Below are 24,998 nucleotides of genomic sequence, written 5' to 3'. Positions count from 1 at the left end.
AGGTAGAACCGAAAACGAAAAGGGGGCGCCAAAGCGCCCCCGTCAGTCGCGCCACGCTTGAAGGCGTGGCGCAGCCAGACATCGTCAGGCGCTTTTTTCGCGCGGCTCGTCGATGCGGCTATAGACCACTCCCTTGACCTCGAGCTCCCACACGTCCTGGTAGGGCAGGGTGACGCCTTCAATATCGCCGGGCTTGCCGGTGGCATTCTTGATCAGGATCTCGGGAATCACCCGTACGCCCTGAGCGCCTGCCTGCTGGATACGCGCGCTGAATCGACTGCCTTGATGTTCGATCAGCACCCGCTCGCCGGCGATGCACTTGGAAAGCTTTTCCTGCAGCTCTGTTTCATTGACCGGAACAACGCTCATTGCGACCTCCCGTTTAGCAACTGCCTTGGCGCCCGAGCAATGCGGGCGATGCTTCTATGGTCGTCCAAGGGTGATTGCTACGTTGGTGAGCTTTTAAAGCGGCTATGCCTTGATAGTGACCCGCCCTGGGCCATTAAGTTCGCCGGCAAGGCGTAAGGCGCAGGTTGCGTGCTACGCTTGTTGGCATCGAAAGTGACCGAGGCGCCCCATGCCATCCCCCCTGGAAAATGCCGCGCCTGACCCGATGAAGGTCGTGGAGCTCGAAGCGTTCACCGTTCCCGAGAATACGCCGCGCTCGACGTCCCGACGTCTTTTTGCAACGCTTAAGACCTGGCTTACCGGCAAGCGCGATGCCCAGCGTCAGGCCATTGACGAGGAGAAGCTGAGAAAGTTGCCCGAGGTACGTCTGGCCCACTTGGTGCCGCCCGTCGATTGGTCGCCGGCGGCTGACGACCTGGCCGAGGCCCTCGACGCCCACCTTGCGCGCTCGCCGATCGTTTTCTTCATCACTCCACCCTACGGCGGGCACGAAGCGGTCGTTGCCCACTGGGCCAAAAAGCACGGCGTGGCGCTCGCCGTACCGCCCACGCTCGAGGCGTTGCTGACGGGCGAAACCCGCTGGCGCGAGCAGTTCGCCTTCATGGGCGAGGCCGATGGCCCTCGCTGGGCGCTGCCCGCCCTCGAGCGCTGTCTGTTGCGCAGCACCCGGGGCATTCACGGGGTGCGCGCCTTTCTGACCGATGCCCTGGCCGGGAAGCTGGGGCGCGGGGTGATCGGCTGCGACAGCTGGAGCTACGCCTACCTGGCGCACCTGGTAGGGCTCGAGGGCGTGCCCACGCTGACCCTTGCCGCCCTGGAGGGCGAGGCGCTAGCCGCCTACTTCACACAGGCGGGCGAGAAAGGCGCGAGGCTGACCGTCTACAGCGCGCGCACCGGCCACCCGCTGGTGGGGGAGGGGCCTTCGGCCGACGCCAGCCAGCACGAGCTTCAGATCCTGGCAGCCCACTGCCGAGGCCACCTGGGCGTCGCCTGGCACTACTGGCGCGAGCGGCTGCGCGAACCCGTCGCCGACAGCGAGCGCGACGGCGAACTCTGGCTGCTCGATGCGCTGGCCGAGGCGGAGCTTTCCAACGACACCGGCGACGTGGCAACCCTGGTACTGCATGCGCTGCTGCTGCATGGGGGGCTTGACGACCGGGCGCTGGGCGAGGTGCTGCCCTACTCGCATCACGAGGTGCTCAACGCGCGGCTGGCCCTGACGCGGCGAGAACTCGTCGTCGAGCACGGTGGGCGCTGGCAGGTGGCGCCGCTGGCCTACGCCAGCGTCCGCGCGCTGCTGGTATCGCGCAACTACCTGGTCGACCCGCTATGAACACCGCCGCGAAGGAGCCCTGACACCGCATGGAAGAGTCCAACCGGTACGTCCGGCTATTCAACGATATCGATGCTGCGACGGTGGCCACCGTCGCCCTCATTCTGGTGGCGACCATCCTGCTGATCGTGGTGAGCCAGCGCGGGCTCAACTGGCTGGCCAACCGGCTGCACGGCCAGCTGCGCTTTCGCGTTTTTGCCCTGGTGCCTCTGACAAGACTCATGATCCTGATCGCCGCCATCGTGATCATCGTGCCCATGATCATCGACCCGTCGCTGCGCAACATGGTAACGCTGTTCGGCGCTATTGGCCTGGCTATCGGCTTCGCGCTTAAGGATTACGTCAGCAGTCTGATCGCCGGGGTGGTCTCGGCGGTGGAGCTGCCCTATCGCCCCGGGGACTGGGTGCAGATCGAGGATACCTACGGCGAGGTGAAGCACGTCGGCATGCGCACGGTGCAGATCCAGACGCCGGACGACGACCTCGTCGACATGCCGCACCTGAAGCTCTGGGATACGCCGGTCTTCAACGCCAATGATGGCGGGCCGTCGCTTCAGTGCGTGGCGAGTTTCTATCTGGCGGTGGAGGTGGAGGCGGGCTGGGTGCGCCAGGCGCTCAAGGACGTGGCGCTGACCAGCGCCTACCTGAAGGTCGATGCGCCGATCGTCATCGTCGCCGAGGAGAAACCCTGGGGCACGCACTACCGGATTCGCGCCTATCCGGTCGACCCGCGCCAGCAGTTTCTGTTCGTCACTGACCTGACCGTGCGCGGAAAGAGAGTGCTGGGCGAGGCCGGGGTGAAATCCGCCGTGCTGCCGCCGGACACCGTGCTCGATGCCGGCGGCGAAATGAGCAGGCCGCGCGGTTAAGCGCTCTGCTCCGGGAGCTCGGCGCTGTGGAAGACGTTCTGCACGTCGTCGAGGTCGTTGAGCATGTCGAGCAGTTTCTCGAACACCACGACGTCGTCGCCTTCGATGGGCGTGGTGGTCTGGGGCAGGAACTGGATCTCGTCGACCTCGAAGTCGAGCTCGCCGAAGGCGTCGATCAGCGCCTGCTTGGCCTTGGCGTAGTCGGTGTGCGGGGCGAAGACGGTGATGCGCGCCTCTTCCTGCTCGATGTCGGTGACGTCGACGTCGGCTTCCATCAGCGCCTCGAGTACCGCTTCCTCGTCCTGGCCCGTGAAAGCGAAGATCGCGCAGTGGTCGAACATGTGGCTGACGCTACCGGGCGTGCCGATCTTGCTCTTGGTCTTGGTGAAGCAGCCGCGCACGTCGCCGAAGGTGCGGTTGGGGTTGTCGGTCAGACACTCGACGATGACCATCGCGTTGCCCGGACCGAAACCTTCGTAGCGCGCGGTCGAGAAGTCCTCGCCGCCGGCACCGCTGGCCTTGTCCAGCGCCTTGTCGATCACGTGCGAGGGCACCTGATCCTTCTTGGCGCGCTCGATCAAACCGCGCAGCGCCAGGTTGCCGTTGGGGTCGGTGCCGCCGGACTTGGCGGTCACGTAGATCTCGCGCCCGTACTTGCTGTACACCTTGGTCTTGGCCGCGGCCGTCTTGGCCATCGATTCCTTGCGGTTCTGAAACGCCCTACCCATGTCAACGTCCTTTCGTTACCTGAAGCCGCCTGAACGCCAGGCGCCGTGTTCACAAAAAAGGAAAAATTCTACCCAACAGCGTACCATGCTAACAGCGTTATTTAAGGGGGCGGGTGACGCGGCGCTCGCTGTGCGCCGCCTTGCAAACAACACCGGAAAGGAAGCATCGATGTCGCTGTCACTCTGGCTGTCGCTGGCCGCCATCTGCGCCGTGGGGGCGATGTCGCCCGGCCCGAGCCTTGCGCTCATTCTGCGCCATACCCTGGGCGGCGGGCGCCAGAACGGCGTGACCGCCGCGCTGACCCATGCCCTCGGCGTCGGCCTCTACGCGCTCTTGACGGTGCTGGGCCTGGGCGCCTTGATCGCACGTCATCCTGAGCTCTTCATGTGGGTGACCTGGCTGGGGGCCGGCTACCTTGCGTGGCTCGGCATCAAGGCGCTGCGGGCGGGCAAGGCGGGGGTGCTGTCGCCGGGCCACGCGGCGACCACCCAAGGCCAGGCGGCGAAAGAGGGGCTTCTGTTGGCGCTGGTCAACCCCAAGCTCATCCTGTTCTTCGTGGCGTTGTTAAGCCAGTTCGTCAGCCCCGAGATGGGGCTTGCCGCCAAGTTGATCATCGTGATGACCGCGGTGGTGATCGACGGCGGCTGGTACATGATCGTAGCACTCGGGCTTTCGCACTCATCAATACTGCCCTGGCTTCAGCGCTACTCCCACTGGATCAATCGCGTCACCGGCGTACTGCTCCTGCTGCTGGCGCTGCGCGTGGTGGCGGGCCCTTTGATTCAGGGATGAGGCACCGCCATCACTCCTCACCGTTTTTTTCATCTGCGTCGTCAAGGGCTTTACCATGACCATATTCGAGCAGGATTGCCGTACCCACCTGAACGAGCCGTTCAACCTGCGCGCGCTGAAAGGGCAGGTGCTGCTGGTGGTCAACGTGGCCAGTCAGTGCGGTTTCACGCCTCAGCTCGAGGAGCTCGAGAAGCTCTACTCGCGCTACCGGGACCGCGGATTCACCGTGCTGGGCTTTCCCTGCAACCAGTTTGGCCGCCAGTCGCCGGAGAGTGCCGAGGCGTTCTGCCGCTTCGGCGAGCAGCGCTTCGGGGTGCATTTTCCGCTGATGGAGAAGGTCAGGGTCAACGGGCCCGACGCGCACCCGCTGTTCGTTGCCTTGAAACAGCAGGCGCCGGGGCTTCTGGGTACCCGGGCGATCAAGTGGAACTTCACCAAGTTTCTGGTCGGGCGTGACGGCCGGGTGATCGCGCGTTTTGGCCCCAAGGAGCGCGGCGTGGCGCTCAGGCGGGCGCTGGAAGCCGCTCTCGATGAAGAGTCGCCACGCTAGAGCTCGCCTCGGTGCACCATCAGCCGGTTCATCAGCGCCACCCAGCGGTGGCGCACCATCATGGTGGTCAGGCCGGAGAACAGCGCCCAGCTCTTGCGCCGCCATCCCGTCAGGCGCAGGTTGTGGGAGACCAGTTGCTGCATCAGCTGGCGGTCGTTGAAGGCGCGCCATTCGCTGGCGATCGACAGCTGGTGGCGCGCCATCACCGGTGCAAGCTCCAGGCGAAACAGCCACTCGAGTTCCTTCAGTGTCAGGCCGTGCTCCTCGATCACCTCGATCATGTGCGCGAAATCGCGCTCGCCGGGCTCGCGGTCGAGCCATAGCGGCGCGAGCGCAAGCCACAGGTCGCCCCGTTCGTCCACTAACTGCTGTGCGTTCATCTGGCCGTCTTCATGTTGGTGAGCCCCGCGACGCGCGCCGGGCAGTGTCCGCGTATCCTGACGCGAAAGCCCGGCAAGCTCAAGAGCGGACAGCGCTGCCCGAGACGGATAGAATAGGCGCCAGCGCCACGGGCCTGCCCGACGGTGAACGTCTTTTTCTCGACAAGGAGAGCCTTCGTGATCATCAAACCCAAAGTACGCGGTTTCATCTGCACCACCACGCACCCGAAAGGCTGCGAGCAGAACGTGCGCGAGCAGATCGAAGCGACCCGGGCCCGCGGCTTGGACAAGAGCAAGGGCCCCAGGAAGGTGCTGGTGATCGGCGCCTCCAGCGGTTACGGGCTGGCCGCGCGCATCACCGCGGCGTTCGGTTACGGGGCCGATACCCTGGGCGTGTTCTTCGAGAAGCCCGGTAGCGAGAAGAAGCCCGGCACCGCGGGCTGGTACAACAGCGCGGCGTTCGACAAGTTCGCCAAGCAAGAAGGCCTCTACAGCAAGTCGATCAACGGCGACGCCTTCTCCCATGAAGCCCGTGAGAAAGCCATTGAGCTGATCAAGCAGGACATGGGCGAGGTGGATCTGGTGGTCTACTCGCTTGCCTCACCCGTGCGCAAGCTGCCGGACACCGGCGAGCTCAAGCGCTCGAGCCTGAAGCCGATCGGCGAGACCTACCGCGCCACGGCGATCGACACCAACAAGGACACCATCATCGAGGCCGAAGTCGAGCCCGCAACGCAAGCCGAAATCGATGACACCATCACCGTGATGGGCGGCGAGGACTGGGAGCTGTGGATGAAGGCGCTGGGTGACGCCGGGGTGCTGGCCAAGGGCGCCAGGAGCGTGGCATTCAGCTATATTGGCACCGAGATCACCTGGCCGATCTACTGGCACGGGGCGCTGGGCAAGGCCAAGGAGGACCTGGACCGCGCCGCGACGGCCATCGACGACACCCTCAAGGCCAGCGGGGGCGGCGCCAACGTGGCGGTGCTGAAGTCCGTGGTCACCCAGGCGAGTGCCGCCATTCCGGTCATGCCGCTCTACATCGCCATGGTGTATCGCATCATGAAGGAGCAGAACGTCCACGAAGGCACCATTGACCAGCTCAACCGCCTGTTCGGCGAGCGCCTCTACGCCGAGAGCGAAAGCGCCCGCCAGCTCGACGACAAGGGGCGTTTTCGCCTGGACGACTGGGAGCTTCGCGACGATATTCAAAAGGCGTGTCAGGATCTGTGGCCTGCCGTCACCAGCGAGAACCTGTTCGAGATCACCGACTACGCAGGCTACAAGCACGAGTTCTTGAAACTGTTCGGCTTCGAGCGCGACGACGTCGACTACGATGCCGATGTCGACCCGGACGTCGATTTCGACGTGGTGACGCTCTAGCCACCACGCTCGCCATTCAGGCGGGCGCTCGGGCCGGCCCCGAACGCCCGCCGCTGAATCTCTCTCGTTCAAGTGAGCTGCCCACTCCGTGGCCGAGCGCTTCCTGTTTTTTCATTGCCTTTCGCGCTTCCCGGCGTGTCGATTCCCCGTGCGCAAAATTTATTGTGCAACTCGTGTTCGCTCAACTAGCTCCAATCAACTAGCTTCAATAGGGTAGATCAACCCGAGGAGACACCCCATGAAACGGACTACATTGGCGGTTGCGATCGCTGCGATCTGTGCCGGCATGTCGATCAATGCGTTGGCCCAGACGTCGCAGGAGGGTGACGAGACGACCGGCGGCAGTTCCACCGAGCAGCAGGATACCTCGGGCGCTGGCGCCCAGGGGGCTCAAGGCGCGCAAAGCGCGCAAAGCACCGAAGATCAGGATACCCAGGACGGTATGCAGGAAGAGAGTGCCGGCACCAATAGCGCCGACACCGAGACCGACAGCGCCGACACCGAGACCGACAGCGCCGACACCGACAGCGCAGGACAGATGGACGGCGACCAGGGCATGAACTCCGACGATACGGCCACCAGCGACGCCGTGCCGGCGGAAGAAACGATGGATGACGATACCTCTGCCGGCGACGCCATGGGCGACGAGGCCTCGAGCACCGGTGAAAGCCAGGGCCAGATGGATACCCAGCAGAGCATGAATTCCGACGATGCGACCGGCGAGGAAGCCCTTCCTGACGACGATACCGCGAACAGCGGTACCGATGAGTCCGGCAACAGCGATGGCCAGATGGGGCAGGGCAACGACGGGCGCGGCACGAACGCCCTGGAAGACCCGGACAATCGCGAGCCCGATGAAAGCCTGGCCGCCAACGACACTCAGGGCGGGCTGATGTCCCTGACGATCAGCGATGTGGAAGGCATGACCGTGGTCAACCAGGAAGGTGAAGAGATCGGCGACGTCGACAACGTGGTCGAGCACAACGACTCCGGTGATCTGTACGCGGTCGTTTCCGTGGGTGGCTTCTGGGGCTTTGGCGCCACGGACCTGGCGTTGCCACTACAGGAAATGACGCTCGAGGATGATCAATTGATCATGCAGACCCCCTACGGCAGCGACGAGATAGAGTCTGCCGCCGAGGAGTATAACGAGGACGACTACAGCTCGATCGACGGCACGATGCAGGTCGGCGAAGTCGCCAACCACCCCAACCGCAGTCAATAGGCCACTCATCGCGCCCCGGGCCGGTCTTTTCCTGCTCGGGGGGCGTACTCGTCTGCATTTGCCCTCGACGCTGATTCACGCCGCGTTATTGGTTAAGATGACTCATCGTCTCCAACCGGTCGTTCTACATGGCGTCAGAGGTAACCCGCTTTGCCCGCCCGCCCGCCACCCAGCGTATCGGCGTGCTGCTGCTGCCCGGCTTTTCGCTGCTGACCCAGGCAAGCTGCGTCGAACCCCTGTTGATCGCCAACCAGTTGAGCGGGTGCAACCTCTACCAGGTCTTGACGCTGAGTCTTGACGCCGAGCCGGTGCGCAGCGCCGCCCAGCTCGCCTGCATTACCGACCATGCGCTCGATGACGCGCCCGCCCCGCTCGATATCCTGTTGGTCATCGCCCCTTCGCCGCTGCCGTACCCACTGCCGGCCAGGCTTCTCGAATGGCTGCGGCAGCGCCATGGAAAAACGCTGGGAGGGCTCGACGGCGGTGGCGAGGTGCTGGCCCGCTGCGGGTTGCTCGACGGGTATCGGGCGGCGCTGCCCTGGCCACGTGTCAGCGCCGTTTCCCAAGGCTATCCCACGGTTGTCATCACCCAGACGCTGTTCGAGATCGATCGCAACCGCATGAGCTGTGCCGGCGGCACCGCCGCCCTCGACATGATGCTGACCCTGATCGCCCGCGATGCAGGGGCGGAGCTTGCCGGACGGGTGTCCGAACATTTCGCCTGCGAGCGTATTCGTCTGGCCGACGAACCCCAGCACGTGCCGCTGCGAAGCCGGCTTGGCCACGCGCCCCAGAGCCTGGTGGAGGCGGTGACGCTGATGGAGGCCAACATCGAGGAGCCGCTCTCGACGTTGGAGCTCGCCGAGCATCTCGGCGTTTCGCGACGCCAGCTCGAGCGGCTGTTCAAGAAGTACCTGCAGGCCGTACCCAGCCGCTACTACCTCGACCTGCGCCTCAAGGAAGCGCGCAAGCGCCTGCGCGAAAGCGATCAGGCGATCGGCGAGATCGCCTTGGCCGTGGGATTCTCCTCCGGCGCCCACTTCTCGACCGCCTATCGCAACCATTTCGGCCTTACCCCGCGCGAAGAGCGTCTGGTCGTGTAAGCCAGGACTGCAAGGCCCGCGCGGGCCTTTAATGTCACTGCCGCCACGCGGCCGCTTTCCATAACTTCCCGTCCCAAACGTGAAAGTGTTGCGCGTGCCAAGCTGCGTATACTGGAGCTCCTTACATGCCATGATTGGAGATTGTCCATGAGCCCCACGCCCAGCCGCCAGGATTTCGATACCTACATGACGCCCAACTACGCCCCCCAGAAGGTGATTCCGGTGCGCGGGAAAGGCAGCCGGCTGTGGGACCAGGAAGGGCGCGAGTACATCGACCTGGCCGGCGGCATCGCGGTGAACTCGCTGGGTCACTGCCACCCGGCGCTGGTCGGCGCGCTCAAGGAGCAGGGCGAGAAGCTCTGGCATCTCTCCAACATCTACACCAACGAGCCGGCGCTCATGCTCGCCAAGAAGCTGGTCGATGCCACTTTCGCCGACAAGGTGTACCTGTGCTCCTCCGGCGGCGAGGCCAACGAGGCCGCGCTCAAGCTTGCCCGGCGCTACGCCGTCGACCACGTCGGCGAGCACAAGGACAAGATCATCTCCTTTCGCCAGTCCTTCCACGGACGCACGCTGTTCACCGTGAGCGTCGGCGGCCAACCCAAGTACTCCGAGGGCTTCGGGCCGATTCCCGGCGGCATCCTGCACGCCGAATACAACGACCTCGACAGCGTGCGCGCGCTGATGAATGAGGATACCTGCGCGGTGATGGTCGAGCCGATGCAGGGCGAGGGCGGCATCGTGCCCGCTACCCAGGAATTTCTCGAGGGTCTGCGTGCACTGTGCGACGAGCACAAGGCGCTTCTCATCTTCGACGAGGTGCAGACCGGCGTGGGCCGCAGCGGCAAGCTCTACGCCTACCAGCACTACGGGGTGACGCCGGACATCCTGACCAGCGCCAAGTCGCTGGGCGGCGGTTTCCCGATCGGCGCGATGCTGACCACCGACAAGATCGGTGCCTCGCTCGGTTTCGGCACCCACGGCTCGACTTACGGCGGCAACCCGCTGGGGTCGGCGGTCGCGCTGGCCGCGCTGAACGTGATCGACACTCCGGAGGTGCTTGGTGGCGTCGAGGCGCGTCACCGGCTGTTTCGACAGCACCTCGAGGCGATCAATGAAAAACACGGGGTGTTCAAGGAGATTCGCGGCATGGGCCTGCTGATCGGCGCGCAGATGAGCGACGCCTTCGAAGGCCGCGCCAAGGACATTCTGCCGCTGGCCATCGATGAAGGCCTGATGGCGCTGATCGCCGGACCCAACGTGCTGCGCCTGGCGCCGTCGCTGGTGATTCCCGAGGCGGACATCGAGGAGGCCATGGTGCGCCTCGAGCGGGCCATCGAACGCCTCGTTCGCCCTTCATGAGCACGGCTGCGCCGACGGCGGGGAGGCTCGACATGCTAGTTGTTCGACCGGTGGCGATGACAGATCTCGACGCGTTGACGCTGCTCGCTGAAAACGCCGTGCCTAGGCTGACCAATCTGCCTGCCGACCGTGAACGGCTCGAGGAGCGCATTGCGCGCTCTCTCGACTCCTTCGAGCGTCAGGCGGAGTTTCCCGGCGACGAGCAGTACATGTTCGTGCTCGAGAACACCGCCGCCGAGCGCGACGCCGAGCGAGTGCTGGGCACCGCCACCATTCGCGCCCAGGCAGGCGCAACGGACGCCTACTACACCTATCGCCAGGAGACGCTGATCCACGCCTCCCAGCAGCTCAACGTGCGCCGCGAGGTGCAGACCCTGGCGCTCTCCCACGAGGTGTCCGACGCCACGCTCCTTTGCGCGTTCTCCCTCGATCCACGCTACAAGGGCACCAGCGCCGAGAGCCTGCTGCGCCGGGCGCGCCTGATGTTCATCGCCCAGTACCCGGAGCGCTTCTCGAACATCCTGGCGGTGGCGTTTCCGGGCTACCTGGACAGTCGCCAGCAGTCGCCGTTCTGGGAGAGCGTGGGCAGCCACTTCTTCGCGCGCGGTTTCCAGGAGATCAACCACATCGCCGGGCTGCGCTCGAAAAGCTTCATCGCCGAAGTGATGCCGCAGTTTCCGCTCTACCTTCCGCTGTTGACGCCCCAGGCGCGCGCCGCGATCGGCCGCGAGCACCCGGCTCACGAAGGCCCGCTTCAGGAGATGCTGGCAGAGGGCTTCGCGCGTTCGCGCCACGTCGATATCTTTGATGCCGGGCCTATCGTCAAGGCCGAGCGCGAACGGCTCGAGACCTTTCGTCAGGCCAGCTGGCACCCGGTGCGCATTCGCCCGGAACACACCCTGCCGGACGCGGAGCCTGCCCTGATCGCCAACCAGTCAGGCGCGTTTCGCTGCCTGGTGGCCCGCTACGCGCTGTCGCCCACCGGCCAGCTGATGCTGAGTCCGGAGCACGCCGAAAGACTCAAGGTGGAGGAGGGCCGTGCGGTGCTGGCCGCGCCGCTGTCTTTGCCCAGCGCCCAGGACGTACTCGACGAGGGAGAAATGTAATGGAGGGAGAGATGTAATGCGCATTCGACCCATTGCCCGTGACGACATCGAGGGTCTACAGGCGCTTTCCCAGCAGGCCGGCGTGGGGTTCACATCGCTGCCCGACAACCGCGAGTTCCTGGCTGGCAAGATCGAAGCCGCCGCGCGCGCCTTCGAGGAGCGCACGCCGGTGGACGACCGGCTCTACTTCTTCGTGCTCGAGGACGAGACCACTGGCGAACTCGCCGGCTGCAGCGCCATCGTCGGCCAGGTAGGCCGCGAGGTGCCGTTCTACCACTACCGGCTCGGCACGCTCGCTCACTCCTCGGTCCAGCTCGATCTGCATCGCACCATCGACACGCTGTTTCTGAGCTCGGATCACACCGGCGATGCCGAGGTGTGTTCGCTGTTTTTGCGCCCGGAGTATCGCGGCGAGGCGAACAAGCATCTGCGCAGTGGCGCGCTGCTCTCGAAAGCGCGCTGGCTGTTCATTGCCCAGTTCCGCGACCGTTTTCCGGCCAAGGTGCTCGCCGAGATGCGTGGCGTTTTTGATGAGCACAACCGCAGCCCGTTCTGGGATAGCCTCGGCAAGCACTTCTTCCCCATGGACTTCGACGAGGCGGACCGGCTCACGGGGCTGGGGCAGAAGAGTTTCATCGGCGAGCTGATGCCGAAGTTTCCGATCTACACCACCTTCATGTCGGAAGAAGCGCGCGCCTGCATCGGTCAGGTGCATCGCCACACTCGCCCGGCTCTCGAGATGCTCAAGAAAGAGGGGCTTCGCTGGGAGGGCTACATCGATATCTTCGACGGTGGCCCCACCGTCGAGGCCTACATCGATGACGTGCGCGCGGTGCGCACCTCCCGCGTCCATCCGGTCGAGATATCCAAGGACGCACCGGTCCAGAGCGTCAGCCGCTGGATGGCGGCGAGCACCGCCATGAACGCCTTCCGGGCCGCCTGGATCGGGCGTGGCCCCGGTGAAGACGGCACCCTCGTGCTCAGCGAGGAAGAAGCCCGCCGGCTGGAAGTGAGCGCCGGCGATACGCTCAGACTACTCGACACCCAGGAGACGTCATGACTTCACTTTCCTCGAGCGCCAAGGCACAGCAGCTGATCGACGGGCGCTGGATCGATGGTGCCGGCGAAGGCTTCACCAAGGTTGATCCGGTCGGCGGCCAGACGCTCTGGCAGGGCGGCGCTGCCAGCCCCGCCCAGGTCGGCGAGGCCGTCACGGCGGCGCGTGGCGCGTTCAACGACTGGGCGCGTACCCCCTTCGACGAGCGCAAGGCGCTGACCGAGCGCTTCGCCGAGGTGCTCAAGCAAAGAAGCGAGGAGCTTGCCCGGGCGATCGCGCTCGAGACCGGCAAGCCGCTGTGGGAAGCGCGCACCGAAGCCGGCGCCATGGTCGGCAAGGTGGCGCTTTCCGCCAAGGCGTACCAGGAGCGCACTGGTGAGCGCGAGAAGGCGGTGGGCAGCGCAAGTGCTGTGCTGCGTCATCGCCCCCACGGCGTGATGGCGGTGTTCGGCCCCTACAACTTCCCCGGTCACCTGCCCAACGGTCACATCGTGCCGGCGCTGTTAGCGGGCAACACCGTGGTGTTCAAGCCCAGCGACCAGACGCCCTTGACGGCAGACCTGACGCTTCAGTGCTGGCAAGAGGCGGGCTTGCCCGCCGGGGTGATCAACTTGGTGCAAGGCGGCGTCGAGACCGGGCAGGCCCTGGCCGGTGATGTCCGCATCGACGGGCTGCTGTTCACCGGCAGCGCCCAGGTCGGCGGGCTCTTGCACCGCCAGTTCGCCGGTCAGCTCGACAAGATCCTGGCGCTGGAGCTTGGCGGCAACAACCCGCTGGTGGTCAAGGACGTGCAGGACGAGCGCGCCGCGGTGCTGACCATCCTGCAGTCGGCGTTTCTGTCTGGCGGGCAACGCTGCACCTGCGCCCGGCGGCTACTTGTGCCGAAAGGCGAGGCGGGCGACCGGCTGATCGAGGCGCTCTCGCGGGCCATCGCGCAGCTTCACGTGGCCGGGCCCTTCGAGGAAGAACCGGCGCCGTTCTATGGCGGGCTCGTAAGCCACGCCGCCGCCGACGGGCTCTTGAAAGCCCAGGCGGCGCTCGAAGCGCTGGGGGGCCGGGTGATCAATCGCATGCAGCGCCTCGAGGAGAACACCAGCCTGTTGAGCCCGGCGCTGATCGACGTGACCGGCCTGGACGTGCCGGATGAGGAGTACTTCGGCCCGCTGCTCAAGATTCACCGCTACGGCGACTGGGATGAGGCGATCGAGCTTGCCAACGCCACCCGCTACGGGCTTTCCGCCGGACTGATCGGCGGCGTTCGCGCCGATTGGGACGATTTTCTGCTGCGTATTCGCGCCGGCATCGTCAACTGGAACCGCCAGACCACTGGCGCCTCGGGAGATGCGCCTTTCGGCGGTGTGGGCGATAGCGGCAATCACCGGCCAAGTGCTTTCTACGCGGCGGACTACTGCGCCTACCCGGTCGCTTCGATGGAGGCCGAGTCGCTGGAACTGCCCGAGAACCTGCCGCCCGGTATCACGCTGTGAGGAGCCCCATGCAGGACATTCGCGAAGTCAATTTCGACGGGCTGGTCGGTCCCACCCACAACTACGCGGGGCTGGCCGCGGGCAACCTGGCCTCCCTGCGCCACGAAGGGCTCACCGCCAATCCGAAGCAGGGCGCGCTTCAGGGTCTTGCCAAGATGAAAGCGCTGATGGAGGCGGGTTATGCCCAGGGCGTACTGCCCCCCCAGCAGCGCCCGGACATCGGCGCGCTGCGCGCGCTGGGCTTTTCCGGCACCGACGGTGAGGTGCTGGCGCGCGCGGCGGGCGAGGCCCCCCAGCTTCTGCGCGCGGTCTGCTCGGCCTCCTCCATGTGGACCGCCAACGCCGCCACGGTGACCCCGAGCGTGGACGCGCCGGATCATCGAGCGCACTTCACCCCGGCCAACCTGCAGTCGAGCTTTCACCGCTTTCTTGAGCCCGAGACGACTGCCCGGGTGCTGAAGGCGATCTTTCGCGACGAGCGCCACTTCATCCACCATCCGGTACTGCCGGCCACCCCGGCGTTTGCCGACGAGGGCGCGGCGAACCACACAAGGCTCTGCGCCGAGCACGACGAGCCCGGCGTTCACCTGTTCGTCTACGGCCGCAAAGCCTTCGGTGACGGGCGCGAGCCTTCACGCTACCCGGCGCGCCAGACGCTTGAAGCCAGCCAGGCCGTTGCCCGCCAGCACGGCCTCGTCGATGCGCAGTGCGTGTTCGCCCAGCAGCACCCGGAGGCGATCGACGCCGGGGTCTTTCACAACGACGTGATCGCCGTCGGCAACGGCCCTGTGCTGCTCTACCATGAGATGGCCTTTCTCGACGAGGAGGGCACCCTGGAGGCGCTGCGCGCCCGGATGGCCACGCCGCTGATCCCGGTGCGTGTCCCCCACGAGGCGATGAGTCTCGAGGACGCCGTCGGCTCGTACCTGTTCAACTCGCAGCTTTTGACCAACCCGGACGGCAGCATGACGCTGGTGGTGCCCGGCGAATGCCAGGAGAACGAAGCGGTATGGCGGGTGATTCAGGATCTGATTCTTGCCGGGTTCAATCCGATTTCCGAGGTGGTCGTCAAGGACGTCAAGCAGAGCATGCAAAACGGTGGCGGCCCGGCCTGCCTGCGCCTGCGCGTGGCGCTCTCCCAGGCCGAGCGCGACGCGCTCGATGGTCGCGTACTGCTCACGCCTGCGCTGCATGAGGATCTCACCGCCTGGGTCGAGCGCCACTACCGCGACCACTTGATTCCGCAAGACCTCGCCGACCCCGAGCTTGCACGAGAGTCGCTCACGGCCCTCGACGAGCTGACCGGGCTGCTCGACATTGGCTCGGTGTATCCGTTTCAGTTGGGGTAATGGCACATTGAAAAGGATCGCCCCATTCTCGCGCTGGTCATGATGCCGGTCATCCTGCGAACCGACGACTGGTCATTGGCCATCGTCGATACCGCCGACGACACCCGCTAAATGGAGTGCCAGCTCGAGGGCGTCTAGCGGCCGGCGGCGCGCGCCTTGCCGAGATTGAGCAGCGCGATACCCGCGCCGATCAGTACCGCACCCAGTAGCAACCCTTCGGGGGCGCTTTCACCCTGAACGAAGATCGCCACCGGCACGCCGAACAGCGCCCCCACCGAGCCCAGCAGGCTCAAAAGGACCGGGCCACTGCTTTTCTGCAGCAAAAAGAGCAGCAGGAACTGGCCGGCGAAGGCCGTTGCCTGGAGCGCGATCAGCAGCGTCGTGTTCCATCCGAAGGCAGGTATGCGCAGCGAAAAGCCTGGCAACATGGCGACGCCCAGCAGCAGTATCACTGCTGCCATCAGCATGCCCGGTGCCAGCGCCTCGCTCGCCACGCCGGGAGGCCAGCGCAAGGTGCGGTAAAGATTGCCGATGGCGAGCAGTACCGGGCCGAGCAGGGCGATCAGCACCCAGTGAACATCGACCTCGGGAGCGGCGAGCTTGTGGGCGGCGAGCGTCATGGCACCTGTCAGTGCCGAGACCACCCCCAGGGCGCGAACTACCTGGAAACGCTCCATCTTCAGCACCAGCGCGCCGAGATAGGTCAAAAGCGGCGGCAGCGTGATCACCAGTGCCACGAACCCCGCGCCGATATGCGCGATGGCGGAGAAGAACACCAGGTTGGAGCCCGCCACGCCCACCAGCGCCGACACGCCGTAATACTCGAGAGTACGCGCATTGACCGGCGGCAGCCTGCCCTTGAACGCGGCCAGTGCCAGCAACAGCGTCGCCGCCCCGCACAGCGACCAGAACAGAAATGCCAGCGGCGTTAGGCCGAATTCGCCGGCGAGTTTGGCGAGGTTGGTCGAAAGCCCCAGCAGTGCCCCGCCGGCCAGCAGGTAGCCAAGCGAGATAAGCCGCGCGCGGCGTGGCGAGACGGAAGAAGGGGAATCGGTACTGGGCATCGTGGGGCTCTGGTCTGTTATCTTGATGTCAAGGTATTCGACTGATTGTCTTGACGTCAAGATAAAAAGCCGTAAGCTTCGAGCTATGGATCATGTCGATAGAATACTCGCTCAATGGCAGCGCGAGCGTCCGGACCTGAACGTCGCGCCGATGGGCACGCTTGGCCGCCTCAAGCAGCTCAACCAGGTGCTGACCCGCGCCATGGAGAAAACCTGGGCACCGTTTGGGCTGAGCGAGTCGAGTTTCGACGTGCTCGCCACGCTCAGGCGTGAAGGGCCACCCTTCGCGCTTTCGCCAAGTGCCCTCATGGCGTCCACGCTGGTCACTTCCGGCACCATGACGCACAGGCTCCAGCAGCTCGAAAAGGCGGGGCTCATCGAGCGCGTCAAGAATCCCGAGGATGGCCGCGGCTTTCTGATTTCGCTCTCGGAGAAGGGGTTTGCGCTGATCGACGAGGCCGTGGGCGCTCATACGAGGACTCAAGCAAGGCTGGTCAGCAGTCTTGGCGACGAGCAGCGCTTGGAGCTCGACGCGCTGATCAAGCAGTTGCTGGCGGATGTGGAAGACAGCGCACAGCCAGATGATTGAGCGCTTGCTTGCATAAGAAATTGATTATGTTTGTGCAATGTAAGATATTGTGCGCCCTGACGAACGGGCCAGCGGTGGGCGCATTCATTCGAACGTTTGCCAACGTCTTCATGTCATCGAACTTGCCAGCTTCACCTTTTCAAGTGTTCGACTTCCTGAAAGGGTTCATGAGTGATTGATGGCGCTCGCCTCGTCTTTTTCAGCTCGCCAGCACCACCACTCTTTCAGGAGTAGAAAGATATGGAGAATATGGGATTCGTTTCCTTGATCCCCCCGCTTTTGTCGATTGCGCTTGCCGTCACGTTCAGAAACGTCATCATTTCGCTTTTCGTGGGACTGTTCACGGGGCTTTTGATTCTTTCTGCGGGTAATCCTCTTGAAGCGACCACCAGTACCATTCGCGATTACCTCTCCCCACAGTTGACCGATAGTTACAATGCGGCGGTTATCGTGCTGCTGTTCTTCATCGGGGGATTCGTTGCGCTGGTCGAGCATTCGGGTGGCGGGGCGGCAATGGCAAGTCGCACCATTGCTTACCTGAACACCAAGGCCAAGACGCAGATAGCGGCTTGGTGCGGTGGCCTGATCATCTTCTTCTCGGATATGGGGACCCCCTTGATCGTCGGGCCCGTCTTCGAAAAGATTTTCGACAAGGTCAAAGCCTCGCGTGAAAAGCTTGCCTGGATACTGGACTCCACGTCCTCGCCGGTCGCTGTCCTGATTCCCTTCATCGGGTGGGGCGTCTACATAATGGGGTTGATCGGTGAAGAGTTCGGTCATCTGGGTATCGATACCCCCGAATTCAGCGCCTTCGTGCAAGCAATACCTTTCCAGTTCTATGCCATCTTGACGGTGCTCGCGGTTCCTACCGTGGCCATCGCGCGGGTAGATTTCGGTGCGATGAGGCGAGCCGATCAGCGGGTTCTGGAAACCGGCAAGCTCTACTGGCCGGGCTCGACACCGCTACGCAATATCGACGTCGATCAAAAGTATGGCGGCGTAGAAAGCCACCCATCCCTGATCTGGCTACCTCTGGCCGTTCTTTTCGTGACGCTGTTCGGGCTCTTGATTGCGGCAGGGTTCCCCTTTCAGACGGTGCCGGGCAGTGACTTTCGCGTCGCACTGAGTACGGCCTACCTCTTTGCCTCGGTCGTGCTCATCGCGATGATGCTCTACTTCAAGGTCAAACGCTTGGGAGCCATCTTCGATACCTACCTGGCCGGCATGCAAAAGATGGTCAGCGTGGTGCTGATTCTGGTGCTTGCCTGGGCGCTCGGGTCCCTGCTCAAGGAAATGGGAACGGCCAACTATATCGTGGCGCTGACTCAAGGGACGATACCGCCATTCATCGTCCCCGCCATCATTTTCCTCTCGGCAGCGGGCATGTCCTTTGCCACGGGCAGCTCCTGGGGAACCTTCGCCATCATGCTGCCGCTGGCGATTCCCATGGCGGCAGGCCTGGAGGCGCCGATCATCGTCAGTATCGCAGCGGTGTTGTCCGGTGGTATTTTCGGTGATCACTGCTCGCCGATTTCCGATTCGACCATTCTCGCCTCGACCGGCGCCGGTTGCGATCACATCGACCACGTCAAGACGCAGCTACCCTATGCCTTGGTCAATGGCGCCATCACCCTGGTGTCGTTCGTGATAGCCGGGATCACCCACAGCAGCCTCACCGTACTTTTCAGCATCGCCGGGATGATTGCCATTTTCTACCTGCTGGCGAGACTGCAGACTAGAAGGACACCGGCGCATTGATCGTTTAAAGCGCCTGGTGACATGACCGCAAGTCGGGCTTGCCGGTCGATCAATGAACAGCGAGAACAAGGGAACAGACGATGGCGTTAATGTTGAAATGCCTGCTCGGGGCGCTGGCGGTGCTGCTTATCGCGCTGCTCTCGCGCACCAAAAGCTTTTTCATCGCAGGCCTGGTACCGCTGTTCCCTACCTTTGCACTGATTGCCCACTACATCGTCGGTAGTGAGCGCGGCATGGCGGATCTGCGCACTACCGCCTTGTTCGGGCTCTGTTCGCTGATTCCCTACGCGGCGTACCTCGCCGCCATCTACTACGCCAGCTACCGTTTCAGCCTGGCCGGCACGCTCACCGCCGCCACTTTGGTCTGGCTGTTCGTCGCGCTGCTGCTGCTTTGGGGCTGGACGCGCTTTTATTCCGGCTGAGTAACACTGCAACGAGCAGGGCGTGCTAGCCGCTCAGGGCCGGACTTCTTCGGTGGAAAGCCCCACTCCAGCGCGTCCTGCAGCGAGGCGTTGAGCATCGGGCCGTGGCCAAGTCCGGGGAACTCCCGGTAGCTTGCCTTCAGGTTCGCTACCTCTGCCAGGCGTTCGGCAAGGCGGGGGGGCGCATCTGCAGGCACGCTAATGATCCGCGCCAGGTGGGCCTGCACGCGCGGGTCGTTCAGGTCGCGATGGCGGTGGTCGCGGGCGCGCTCGGCACCGCCCAGGGTGATGCGCACGCGCGTGGGTTGCGACACTCCCTGGGCTAGAAAGGCGCGTTCGGGCGCATCGAGCAGCGCGCCTTCGTGCCACCAGAGCGACGGGCTCGCCGCCGCGTAGTGGTTGAAAGCGTCGGGTCGGGTATAGAGCGTATGCAGCACGAACAGCCCGCCCAGGGAGTGCCCCCAGAGCGTCTGCTGGTTGGGTGCCAGCGTCACGCGGCACTCGACCTCGGGGCGTATGCGCTGCTCGAGGGCGGTCAGAAAAGCATCCGCGCCGCCGCCTTGCTGTCCCGGAGGCAGGGTGTCATCGCCGTCGAGGGCGGTGAAAGTGTAATCACTCCGACGGCGCGGGTCGGTACGCAGCTCGCTTGCGTAGCCCAGAAACACCAGCACCGGCGGGGAAGGGCGCTCGGCGAGCATCTCGAGCAGGTCGGTATCGAAGGCCATCAGCGCGGCGTTGCCGTCGAGCATCCACATGGCGGAAAAGCCCGCCGCCGGTGCCGGGTATTCGGGAATGGCCAGTGTGATGCGCCAGCGCCGAGCCTCATCGCCATGAGCGACATCGAATTGCTCGAACCGGTAGGCCTGGATGGACTCGTCCAGAACGGTATGGCCGAGGGTGCGGTCAGGGTCGCGCTGTTGTGCCATGAGAACCGTACTCCATAAAGCCAGTAATCCCAGCGCCAGGGTGAGGAGCGCGAATCCACGAGGGGTGAAACGTTCGAGCATATCGGTGTCCTTTGGCATTGCCCGCCGGATGCGATACGCGGCCGTGCTGTATGAACAGATAGCTCATGATGTTAATAAAAATGATAATCGATTTCAATAAAGTACTGGCCTAGCCGCGAAGAGGGCTGGAGTTGTTACAATGACCGCCTAGCCAACGCTGCAAGGATTCGCTTCATGTCGCTTACGTTTCACTGGTCGCGCTTCGATGAGTTGAGTACCCGTACCTTCTTCGAGATCGCCCGCGCCCGCGTGGCGGTGTTCGTGGTCGAGCAGGCCTGCGCCTATCAGGAGCTCGACGACCTCGACCCGCTCGCCTGGCACCTGCGCGTGATGCAGGGCAGCGAGCTTGCCGCCTACGTGCGCGTGGTGGCGCCGGGCGACAAGTTCACCGAGCCCTCAATCGGGCGGGTAATGACCGTGGCCGCTTTTCGTGGGCAGCGGCTTGGCCACGTGCTGATGTCGGAGGCGATCCGCTTCACCGAGGAGCGCTACCCGGGCCACGGTATCCGCATCGGTGCCCAAGCGCATCTCGAAGGTTTTTACGCCTCGCTTGGCTTTGCCACCGTGAGCGAACCCTTCGACGAGGACGGGATCCCGCACATCGAGATGGTGAAGGCGGGGCCATGAATAACTCAGGACGACCCATGGCGGATACCTTCATCATCGAGCGCCTTCGCGCTGACAGCCCATACGTTACGTTGGTAGCGACCTGGACCTTCGAGGCCTGGGGGCATCTGCACCCTGGTCAGACCCTCGAAAAGCAGGTCGCGTTCGTGCGTTCAGAGTGCGGCGAGGTCGGAGTGCCGTCGGTCTTCGTGGCGCTCGAAAACGGCGCGCCGGTGGGCACGGCGAGCCTGATCGCGGACGACATGTCGACCCGGCCGGAGCTCGGCCCCTGGCTTGCATCGGTGTTCGTCTCGCCGGATCAACGCGGCCGAGGTATCGCCTCGCAGCTGATCGCACGGGTCGAACAGGAGGTCTTATCGAGCGGCTACAAGTGCGGCTATCTCTACACGCCGGATCAGCAGGCGCTTTACCACCGCTTGGGCTGGCGCGCCTTCGAAGAGGTGACGTACCTCGGCGAGCAGGTCACGCTCATGGTGAAGTGCTTAAGCGAGACTGCACGATGATCAGCGGCCGCGCACTTCACTACTTCGATACTGTGGCGCGCTGTCGCTCGCTGCGTCAGGCGGCGTCGATGCTCAATATCGCGCCGACGGCGATCAGTCGTCAGATCGATCAGCTCGAAGAGCAGCTCGGCGCGCCGCTGCTGGAGCGCAGTCCCAACGGCATCACCCTGACCGATGCCGGCGAGCTGCTGGCTGCCCAGGCACGCGAGACGCTACGCGATTTCGAGCGCGTACAGGAGCACATCGCCGACCTCAAGGACCTGCGGGTCGGCCGCGTTCGCCTGGGAGCTGCCGAAGGCGTGGTCGCCGGGCTACTGGCACCGGCGCTGGCCGATATGGGGCGCGACTATCCCCGGCTGCGCTTCGACATCGGCATCACCAGTGCCGGGCAGATGGTGGAACGGCTGCGTCAGGGCACGGTGGATATCGGTCTTTCGTTCTTCACGCCGCGTCATGACGATATCACCGTGCTGCAAAGCGCCTGGCTCGAGCATCATGCCGTCATGCGGTCGGATCATCCGCTGGCAAGCGCGACGGAGGTCTCTCTCGAACAGCTTTCCGAGCATCGTGTCATTTTGCCCGATGCGTCGTTTGGCGCGCGCCAGGCGATCGAGCGCAGCGCGCTGCGCGCGGGCATCAAGCTATTGCCCTCCTTCGATACCGCTTCACTCGAGACCCAGAAGGCGCTGGCCCTGAACGGCGCCGGTATTCTCATTCTGCCGCCCATGGCCGTGGCTCGTGAATGCGCACGCGGTGAGCTTGTCAGCGTAGTCCTCGGCCGCGACGAACTCGAAGCCGCTCGCATGGATCTCTGCGTGTACCGGCATCGAACGCGCAGCTTTGCCGTCGAGACCTGTGTCTCCCTGTTGAGCCAGTCCATCGAGTCGATGGGTTCACAAATCGGTTGGTGATCACAAAAAGTGGACACGAAGTGATAAAAATTCAATCATTGTGGTCGCCGGCGATTCCAGCTTCACAATTCCGGCCATCTCATGAAGGATTTCAATCACTGACGTTTGCATGAACTATTTCTCGTGCAGGCAAGGGAACCGTTATGCGACATCCGTTCGTTCTCCCCACCTCTCGCGCAGGATGGGGCCTGCTTGCCGCCTTCGTTGGCCTGGTGCTGGCCGGCACCTGGCCGGTCATCGGGCTGTTCAACCGCGCGGCGCTGATGTTTGGCCTGCCGCTGATGATCGTCTGGAGCTACGTGATCATCTTCGCTTGCGTGGCCGTGATGCTGATCGGCAATCGCATCGTCGAGGGGGATGGCCATGAATAGCGTCTGGCCACTGGTGATCACGCTCGGGTACGTGGCCATGACCATGGCGATCGGTCTGAAGGCCCGGGCCGGGCACCGCATGGATACGCTGGAGCAGTGGGGCGTGGCCGGGCGCAGCATGGGGCCGGTGACGCTGTATCTATTGATCGCGGCGGGTAGCGTGAGCGCCTATACCTTCATGGGGGCGCCGGGCTGGGCCTACTCAAAGGGCGTCGCGGTGTTCTACGTGGCGGTGTATCTCGCCTACCTTGCGCTGGTCGCCTGGTACTTCGGCCCCAAGGTGTGGAAATTCGGCGAGCAGTTCGGCCATGTGACCCAGGCCAGCGCCATCGCCGATCGCTACCAGAGCCCGGCGCTCGGAGGGCTTTCTGCGCTGGTCATGGCGGTGGGCTCGGTCGCCTACGCGGTGCTGCAGACCGTGGGCTCCGCCTACATCCTGTTCGTGATGAGCGGTGGCATGATTCCCGTATGGCTCGGGGTGATCATCGTGCTTGGCTGCATCGCGGTGTACCTTTTCGTCAGCGGTCAGCGGGCGATCGGGCGTACCAACGCCTTTCAGGGAGCGCTGATGCTGGTGGTCGCCTGGGCGGTGGGGCTCTGGGCGCTGCACAGCGCCACCGGCGGGCTCGACGTGGCCGCGCTGTTCGAGCGACTCCAGGCGGAGAACCCGGAGTTCCTGACCCTGCCCGGGGCCCGGGGCGACATGAGCTTCAGCTTCTGGACCACCTCGATCATCGTGTCGATGTTCTCCTTCATGCCGCCGGTGTGGACCCAGTGGATGTGCGCAAGCTCGGCGCGCACCATCCGGCGCAGCGCTACCTGGCTTCCTACCTACTACATCGTCATCCTTCCCATGGTGGTGGTCGGCTTCATCGGCATCTATTCGCTGCCGGAGCTGGCCCGTGCCGATACCGTGGTGCTGGAGTACGCCATGGCAAACCTGCCAGTGGTACTGGTCGGGCTCTTGGGGGCCGGAACCCTGGCTGCCTCGATGTCGTCGAGCGAGCCGTTCATCCACTCGGTAGCGCTCTCGATCACCAAGGACGTGCTGCAGCCGTTGTTCAAGCTCTCTGATGCGTTCACCGCCAAACTCGCCCGCTGGTGCCTGCTGCCGGTGATGGCACTGCTCGTCGCGCCGCTGGCGATTGCCGAACCGGGAAGCCTGGTGATGATCCTGCTGGTGGGGCTGGGGTTCGCCTCGCAAGTGCTTCCGGCGTTCATCGGCATGTTCTTCTGGCCGCGCGCGTCCAAGCTCGGGGTCATGGCGGGCATTCTCGCCGGGTTCGCGGTGACCGTGACCTTCACCACGGTGTGGTCGCACCCGCTCGGCGTCCACGCCGGGTTCTGGGGGCTCTTGCTCAACCTGCCGGTGTTCGTCGCGGTATCGCTGCTGACCCCGCCTACCCAGGCGAGCGTGGTCGAGCGCTTCTTTCGCATTGCGGCGCCGCGCGGCTTTCGCCGCTCAGGCCGGGCGCTCGATTAGGCCGTCGTCTGCTCGAGGGAACGCTGGGCCATGAAAAAGCCGAGCAGGGCGCTCGGCTGATGTCTTCGATCAGGGCTTACGGTCAGGGGCCGACGGCGCCGCCTACCACGCCACTGCGAAACGCGCTCTGGCGCTCGCCGTCGCGCAGGTGGCGGGCCACGGTGTCCTCCGGTGAGCCCGCCATCTCGCGAAACATTCCCATGGAGCCCAGCAGTGCCGAGGACTCGTAGGGCACGAACACCCGTTCGCCCTCCTGGGCCATGGTGGGCAGCACCTTGATGTAGCTCTGACCCAGCAGATAGCCCACCACGGTGCGCTTGTCCTCCTCGCTTTCGCCGATGGCGCTGAGTACCAGCTTGATCGACTCCTGCTCGCCCTGGGCGCGCAGGATCGCCGACTCCTTGTCGCCCTGGGCGTTGAGGATGGCGGATTCGCGCTGGCCCTGGGCCATGGCGATGGCGGCGGACTTCTCACCCTCGGCCTCGGTCACTGTGGCGCGGCGCTTGCGCTCGGCGGCCATCTGCAGGCGCATGGCAGACTCCACCTCTTCGGGCATGGCGATGTCCTGCACCTCGACCCGCGAGATCTTCACCCCCCACTTGGAAGCGGGCTCCTCCATCGCCGCCTGGATCTCGTTGTTGACCTCGGCGCGAGACTCGAACAGCTTGTCGAGCTCCATCTTGCCCACCACCGAGCGCAGGGTGGTCTTGGCCAGTACCTCGACGGCCTGGCTCATGTTCGCCACTTCATAGACCGCACGCTTGGGATCGATGATCTGGTAATAGAGCGCGCCGTTGATACGCACGGTGACGTTGTCCGTGGTCACCACCGGCTGGCCGGGAAAGTCCATCACGGTTTCGCGGCGGTCGATGCGCGTCTCGTCGGTGGTGATCGCCTGGTACTCCTCGCCGAGCTTGCGATAGCGCAGCATGGTGATGGCGCGCGGCTGCTCGATGAACGGAATGATGATGTTGATGCCGCTTTCGAGCACTCGATTGAACGAGCCGAGCCGCTCCACCACCATCACTTCGGACTGGCGCACGATTACCAGCCCCTTGGCGATGATGACGATACCGATGGCGACGACGATCAGGCTGATCAGAAGGCCTGGACTGATGGGTAGATCCATG

26 protein-coding genes are annotated in these 24,998 nt (G+C 64.3%); 20 read left to right on the top strand and 6 right to left on the bottom strand.

All coding sequences use genetic code 11. The annotated features are described in order from the left end of the window. Positions 1-84: 84 nt before the first annotated feature. Positions 85-369 (bottom strand): hypothetical protein, encoded by a 285-nt coding sequence (locus GEV37_RS06510; RefSeq protein ID WP_227389427.1) that lies wholly within the window; start codon positions 367-369, stop codon positions 85-87. Positions 370-577: 208 nt separating this feature from the next. Between GEV37_RS06510 and GEV37_RS06505 the strand changes: the two genes are divergently transcribed. Together GEV37_RS06505 and GEV37_RS06500 are read left to right on the top strand one after the other, a co-directional pair. Beyond that, a complete protein-coding gene (locus tag GEV37_RS06505; RefSeq protein WP_227389426.1) occupies positions 578-1,741 on the top strand; it encodes a hypothetical protein in 1,164 nt (387 codons plus the stop codon). A 29-nt stretch (positions 1,742-1,770) separates the two neighbouring features. Next, the gene (locus GEV37_RS06500; RefSeq protein WP_227389425.1) at positions 1,771-2,610 is read left to right on the top strand and encodes a mechanosensitive ion channel family protein; all 840 of its coding nucleotides are present in this window, start codon (positions 1,771-1,773) and stop codon (positions 2,608-2,610) included. Here the strand turns inward: GEV37_RS06500 and GEV37_RS06495 are convergent. Next, complete coding sequence (locus tag GEV37_RS06495; protein ID WP_227389424.1) at positions 2,607-3,338, bottom strand: YebC/PmpR family DNA-binding transcriptional regulator; 732 nt, start codon at positions 3,336-3,338, stop codon at positions 2,607-2,609. The two genes, GEV37_RS06500 and GEV37_RS06495, sit on opposite strands and share 4 nt — an antisense overlap. A 169-nt stretch (positions 3,339-3,507) precedes the next feature. Between GEV37_RS06495 and GEV37_RS06490 the strand changes: the two genes are divergently transcribed. Further along, complete coding sequence (locus tag GEV37_RS06490; RefSeq protein WP_227389423.1) at positions 3,508-4,131, top strand: LysE family translocator; 624 nt, start codon at positions 3,508-3,510, stop codon at positions 4,129-4,131. 55 nt (positions 4,132-4,186) lie between these two features. Then, positions 4,187-4,681, top strand: a complete 495-nt coding sequence (locus GEV37_RS06485; protein ID WP_227389422.1) for a glutathione peroxidase — start codon at positions 4,187-4,189, stop codon at positions 4,679-4,681. On the opposite strand, the gene GEV37_RS06480 is transcribed toward GEV37_RS06485, so the two are convergent. After that, positions 4,678-5,061 (bottom strand): DUF7079 family protein, encoded by a 384-nt coding sequence (locus GEV37_RS06480; RefSeq protein ID WP_227389421.1) that lies wholly within the window; start codon positions 5,059-5,061, stop codon positions 4,678-4,680. The two genes, GEV37_RS06485 and GEV37_RS06480, sit on opposite strands and share 4 nt — an antisense overlap. Before the next feature lie 177 nt (positions 5,062-5,238). Between GEV37_RS06480 and fabV the strand changes: the two genes are divergently transcribed. From fabV to astB, 8 genes are all read left to right on the top strand, one after another. After that, on the top strand, positions 5,239-6,444 hold the full coding sequence (gene fabV, locus GEV37_RS06475) for an enoyl-ACP reductase FabV (RefSeq protein ID WP_227389420.1): 1,206 nt from the start codon (positions 5,239-5,241) through the stop codon (positions 6,442-6,444). 238 nt (positions 6,445-6,682) lie between these two features. Beyond that, complete coding sequence (locus GEV37_RS06470; protein WP_227389419.1) at positions 6,683-7,669, top strand: PRC-barrel domain-containing protein; 987 nt, start codon at positions 6,683-6,685, stop codon at positions 7,667-7,669. Positions 7,670-7,797: 128 nt separating this feature from the next. After that, a complete protein-coding gene (locus GEV37_RS06465) occupies positions 7,798-8,772 on the top strand; it encodes a GlxA family transcriptional regulator (RefSeq protein WP_227389418.1) in 975 nt (324 codons plus the stop codon). Between the two features lie 147 nt (positions 8,773-8,919). Next, positions 8,920-10,134, top strand: coding sequence for an aspartate aminotransferase family protein (locus GEV37_RS06460; RefSeq protein WP_227389417.1), 1,215 nt, complete (start codon positions 8,920-8,922; stop codon positions 10,132-10,134). Between the two features lie 32 nt (positions 10,135-10,166). Further along, positions 10,167-11,240 (top strand): arginine N-succinyltransferase, encoded by a 1,074-nt coding sequence (locus tag GEV37_RS06455; protein WP_227389416.1) that lies wholly within the window; start codon positions 10,167-10,169, stop codon positions 11,238-11,240. A 16-nt stretch (positions 11,241-11,256) separates the two neighbouring features. Next, entirely contained in the window at positions 11,257-12,300 is a 1,044-nt protein-coding gene (astA, locus tag GEV37_RS06450; protein ID WP_227389415.1) for an arginine N-succinyltransferase, read from the top strand. After that, positions 12,297-13,784, top strand: coding sequence for a succinylglutamate-semialdehyde dehydrogenase (gene astD, locus GEV37_RS06445; RefSeq protein WP_227389414.1), 1,488 nt, complete (start codon positions 12,297-12,299; stop codon positions 13,782-13,784). The genes astA and astD overlap by 4 nt, the downstream gene beginning before the upstream one ends. A gap of 8 nt (positions 13,785-13,792) precedes the next feature. Beyond that, positions 13,793-15,133 (top strand): N-succinylarginine dihydrolase, encoded by a 1,341-nt coding sequence (gene astB / locus GEV37_RS06440; RefSeq protein ID WP_227389413.1) that lies wholly within the window; start codon positions 13,793-13,795, stop codon positions 15,131-15,133. 134 nt (positions 15,134-15,267) lie between these two features. On the opposite strand, the gene GEV37_RS06435 is transcribed toward astB, so the two are convergent. Then, positions 15,268-16,197, bottom strand: coding sequence for a DMT family transporter (locus GEV37_RS06435; RefSeq protein WP_227389412.1), 930 nt, complete (start codon positions 16,195-16,197; stop codon positions 15,268-15,270). 85 nt (positions 16,198-16,282) lie between these two features. Between GEV37_RS06435 and GEV37_RS06430 the strand changes: the two genes are divergently transcribed. The 3 genes from GEV37_RS06430 (at position 16,283) to GEV37_RS06420 (ending at position 18,966) form a co-directional block, all read left to right on the top strand. Next, positions 16,283-16,786: a MarR family winged helix-turn-helix transcriptional regulator gene (locus tag GEV37_RS06430; RefSeq protein WP_227389411.1), complete on the top strand. Its 504-nt coding sequence runs from the start codon at positions 16,283-16,285 to the stop codon at positions 16,784-16,786. 240 nt (positions 16,787-17,026) lie between these two features. After that, positions 17,027-18,544, top strand: a complete 1,518-nt coding sequence (locus tag GEV37_RS06425; RefSeq protein WP_227389410.1) for a Na+/H+ antiporter NhaC family protein — start codon at positions 17,027-17,029, stop codon at positions 18,542-18,544. 80 nt (positions 18,545-18,624) lie between these two features. Then, positions 18,625-18,966: a GlpM family protein gene (locus GEV37_RS06420; protein ID WP_227389409.1), complete on the top strand. Its 342-nt coding sequence runs from the start codon at positions 18,625-18,627 to the stop codon at positions 18,964-18,966. On the opposite strand, the gene GEV37_RS06415 is transcribed toward GEV37_RS06420, so the two are convergent. Next, positions 18,954-19,892, bottom strand: coding sequence for an alpha/beta hydrolase (locus GEV37_RS06415; RefSeq protein ID WP_227389408.1), 939 nt, complete (start codon positions 19,890-19,892; stop codon positions 18,954-18,956). The genes GEV37_RS06420 and GEV37_RS06415 overlap by 13 nt on opposite strands. Before the next feature lie 255 nt (positions 19,893-20,147). On the opposite strand from GEV37_RS06415, the gene GEV37_RS06410 reads away from it, so the two are divergent. The 5 genes from GEV37_RS06410 (at position 20,148) to GEV37_RS06390 (ending at position 23,868) form a co-directional block, all read left to right on the top strand. Then, positions 20,148-20,600, top strand: coding sequence for a GNAT family N-acetyltransferase (locus tag GEV37_RS06410; RefSeq protein WP_227389407.1), 453 nt, complete (start codon positions 20,148-20,150; stop codon positions 20,598-20,600). Then, entirely contained in the window at positions 20,597-21,103 is a 507-nt protein-coding gene (locus GEV37_RS06405) for a GNAT family N-acetyltransferase (RefSeq protein WP_227389406.1), read from the top strand. Before GEV37_RS06410 ends, GEV37_RS06405 begins: the two co-directional genes overlap by 4 nt. Further along, on the top strand, positions 21,100-22,014 hold the full coding sequence (locus GEV37_RS06400; RefSeq protein WP_227389405.1) for a LysR family transcriptional regulator: 915 nt from the start codon (positions 21,100-21,102) through the stop codon (positions 22,012-22,014). The genes GEV37_RS06405 and GEV37_RS06400 overlap by 4 nt, the downstream gene beginning before the upstream one ends. A gap of 143 nt (positions 22,015-22,157) precedes the next feature. After that, positions 22,158-22,385, top strand: coding sequence for a hypothetical protein (locus GEV37_RS06395; protein WP_227389404.1), 228 nt, complete (start codon positions 22,158-22,160; stop codon positions 22,383-22,385). Continuing rightward, positions 22,378-23,868 carry a sodium:solute symporter family protein gene (locus GEV37_RS06390; RefSeq protein WP_227389403.1) on the top strand — a complete coding sequence of 497 codons (1,491 nt, stop codon included), beginning with the start codon at positions 22,378-22,380 and terminating at the stop codon, positions 23,866-23,868. Before GEV37_RS06395 ends, GEV37_RS06390 begins: the two co-directional genes overlap by 8 nt. An 82-nt stretch (positions 23,869-23,950) precedes the next feature. On the opposite strand, the gene GEV37_RS06385 is transcribed toward GEV37_RS06390, so the two are convergent. Then, on the bottom strand, positions 23,951-24,997 hold the full coding sequence (locus tag GEV37_RS06385) for an SPFH domain-containing protein (RefSeq protein WP_227389402.1): 1,047 nt from the start codon (positions 24,995-24,997) through the stop codon (positions 23,951-23,953). Position 24,998: the final 1 nt, after the last annotated feature.

It is taken from the genome of Vreelandella malpeensis, from assembly GCF_020622355.1.
In the GTDB taxonomy this organism is placed as follows: Bacteria; Pseudomonadota; Gammaproteobacteria; order Pseudomonadales; family Halomonadaceae; genus Vreelandella; species Vreelandella malpeensis.
Note: the sequence above shows the minus strand (reverse complement) of the source record. Positions and strands in the feature narration are given on the sequence as shown.